The sequence below is a fragment of the Megasphaera sp. DJF_B143 genome (genome assembly GCF_900320625.1).
In the GTDB taxonomy this organism is placed as follows: domain Bacteria; phylum Bacillota; class Negativicutes; order Veillonellales; family Megasphaeraceae; genus Megasphaera; species Megasphaera hexanoica.
The window spans coordinates 1-3431 of sequence record NZ_ONTA01000034.1 but is presented as its reverse complement, the minus strand read 5'-3'; the positions used below and the strand labels follow the sequence as shown (position 1 = coordinate 3431).

The following is a 3431-nucleotide window of genomic DNA, read 5'->3' as shown; positions in this document are numbered from 1 at the left end:
TCCTTTTTTACATGGTGTCAGTGAACCTTCACGGAATCATACATCCTGTATCCGCTGTACACCCTGATTCTTCTTTTTCGAACGATGTCCGATGTTTTCTACGATGATGAACAGCATAGGAATGAGGAATACGCCGAATATGGTCGCAACGGACGTACCGAAGACGACAGTCACGCCCATGTTGACTCGCGACGCGGCGCCCGCCCCAGTGGCGATGGCCAGGGGGATAGAACCTACGACGAAGGCCAGGGATGTCATGATGATCGGGCGGAGACGGATCTTGGCCGCTTCGATTGCTGCCGATACGGGATCCATGCCCCGTTCATCGACACGGACTTTCGCGTATTCGATGATCAGGATGGCGTTCTTGGCAGCCAGGCCGATAACGGCGAGGATACCAATCTGGAAGTAAATATTATTCTGCTGATTGAGCAGATAGGCAAATGCAGAAGCCCCGAACAGGCCGGCCGGCACACTGAACAATACAGCAAAAGGTACCTTCCAGCTTTCGTACAAGGCAGCCAGTACCAGGAATACGAAGAGGATAGCCAGACTGAATACATAAACGGTCTTATTTCCTGCTTCGATTTCTTCACGGCTCATGCCGCTCCATTCGTAGGCATAACCTTCACCGAGCGTATCCTGGGCGATTTCTTTCAATGCATTCAGGGCATCACCAGAACTGTAGCCATTGGCCGGTGCCCCCTGAACAGTAATGGAAGGATAATCATTGAAGCGGTTGATAATAGAAGCAGAACCGATAGGCTTGGGCCGGACAAAATTAGATACCGGTATGAGCTCTCCACTGCTGTTCTTGACATAGAGATGTTTATTGGCATCAATAGACTGGCGGAACTCCGGCGCCGCCTGAATGACGACTTTAAAGTTACGGCCAAAAATGGTGAAATCATTGACCTGATAGGAACCATAGAAGGATTGCAGCGTCGTATACAAATCACTCAGCGATACTCCTTCCCGTGCTACCTTGTCGCGGTCAATATCCAGCTGATAGCCCGGAGTATCGGCAGCAAAGGCCGTATAGACAGAACCGATTTCCGGACGCTGACGGGCAGCGGCGATAAATTTCTGCGTCGTCGCATTCAAATCCGATGTGCCATGACCACCACGGTCTTCAATGACAATGCTGAAGCCGGACGATGTACCCATGCCATCAATAGGAGGCGGATTCAAGGCCATGACCTGTGCCTGAGGAATCTGGTTGCCAAACATCATCGTTTTACCTACCAGCGCATCGACAGACAATTCTTTCGTCTTACGCTGCGACCAGTCATCCATACCCAGGAAAATAGTCATACCATTCGGTTTGGCACCACCAGCCAGGATACTGAAACCGGTAACGTTCATGACGCCCTTGACAGCCGGCTGACTTTGAAGCCATTGTGTCATCTTTGTCGTCAATTTCTTGGTTTCTACCTGCGATGTCCCTTCCGGGAGTGTGGCGTTAACCATGATGAACCCATTATCTTCAGAAGGAACAAATCCCGTAGGCATAACCCTGAAAACAACCCCAGTCAGGCAGCAAAGGAGAAGAAGGAACGCCACGACCCATTTCAGATGGAGCTGGAGATGAGCCAGGCGGATGCCATACCAGTCGATGAGGCGGTCAAAGGCCAGGTTGAATTTCTGGAAGAACTTATAAATGCCCTTCGGGTTGTCATTGGGCTTGTGTATATTCAGGATAGAAGCGCACATGGCCGGCGTCAGCGTCAGGGCGACGAAGGCCGAAATGGCGACGGAAATGGCGATGGTAAAGGCGAACTGCCGGTACAAAATACCACTCATGCCGCTCAGGAAACCGACCGGTATGAATACCGATGCCAGTACACAGGCAACGCCGATAACCGGGTTCTGTACATTGCGCATGGCGATGATCGTCGCCTCCCGCGGCCCCTTGGCATTATACTTGATTTCGTATTCGACGGCTTCGATGACGACAATAGCATCATCGACGAGCAGGCCGATAGCCAGGACCATGGCAAACAGGGTCAGTGTGTTGATGGAGAAATCGAGCACTTTGAAGCTGGCAAAGGTCCCCAGCAGAGATACCGGCACGGCGATGAGCGGAATGAGCGTCGAGCGGCCGCTCTGAAGGAACAGATATACGATGAACGCAACGAGAAGCAGCGCTTCCACGAACGTTTCAATAACTTCTTTAATAGAGGCCCGTACAAACTGTGTACTATCATAGACTACACTGTAATCCATGTCATTCGGGAAAGACTGCTTGGCCTTTTCCAATACTTTTCGTACGCCATCGACAGTCTGCATGGCGTTGGCATCGGATGTCAGGCTGACCATGAACCCTGCCGAATTCTGGCCATTATAAGAGCTGGTGACATTATAATCTTTATTGCCAAGATTGACACTGGCAATGTCGCCTATGCGGATCATAGATCCATCACTGTTAGTGCGGACAATAATATTCTTAAACTGTTCCGCTGTCTGAAGGCGGCCGTCTGTACGCATACTGTACTGATACGTCTGGCTATCTGGCGTAGGCTGTGACCCTACTGTACCGACAGCAGCCTGCGTATTCTGCGATTTAATCGCCGCCATGACTTCGGTCGGCGTTACTTTTAAAATGCTCATTTTCATCGGATTGAGCCAGATACGCATGGCATAGTCCGATCCGAATTCCTGTACGTTACCGACACCAGACACGGATTTTAATTCATCCATGAAGTACTGGGTCGCATAGTTTTTCAAAAACGTTGCATCATACGTGCCACTAGGAGATACGAGCGCAAAAACCATAGCGGTCGAACTCGTTGACTTCTGTACAGTTACCCCCGTCTGCGTTACTTCCGACGGCAGGGTAGACTGAATCTGACTGATACGATTCTGGGTATTAACCATGTCCATATCATCATTCGTGCCCGTTTTAAACTGGGCCGTCATGGAATACCGGCCATCATCGTTACTGGAGCTGGAAATATAATCGAGCCCGTCAACACCGGTCATCTGACGTTCGATGACGCTGGCTACGGTCGTCCCGATGACTTCCGAGTTGGCCCCGACATATGTCGCCGATACACTGATCTGCGGCGGCGTTACTTTTGGATATTTTGCTATCGGCAATGTCAGCAGAGACAACAGCCCCAGAATGGAGATGACCAGCGAAATGACGATGGCAAAAATAGGCCTGTCTATAAAAAACTTAGATATCACTGTGCTGCCTCCTATTTGGATGTACTATCCGTCGTCGTATCAGAACTGCTTTCAATATCCGTCTTTGTCAGCAGATGCTGATCCAGCGTTGCTCCTTTGGCTTTCTGATACCCGTCGACGATGACTGTATCCCCGTCGGACAGACCGTCGGTGATAATCCAGAATTTTCCGACTTTCTGCCCCGGCGTAACTTCTTTCGTCTGAGCCTTTCCGTCGCTGTCGATGATGGAAATGTAATATTT

General features: G+C 50.3%; 1 protein-coding gene and 1 pseudogene. Both read right to left on the bottom strand.

Annotation, left to right across the window (positions count from 1 at the left end; translation table 11 throughout):
• Positions 1-36: 36 nt before the first annotated feature.
• Positions 37-3189 (bottom strand): efflux RND transporter permease subunit, encoded by a 3153-nt coding sequence (locus DBO31_RS00880; protein WP_150824216.1) that lies wholly within the window; start codon positions 3187-3189, stop codon positions 37-39.
• Positions 3190-3200: 11 nt separating this feature from the next.
• Positions 3201-3431 (bottom strand): annotated as a pseudogene (locus tag DBO31_RS00875) (efflux RND transporter periplasmic adaptor subunit); the annotation flags it as partial.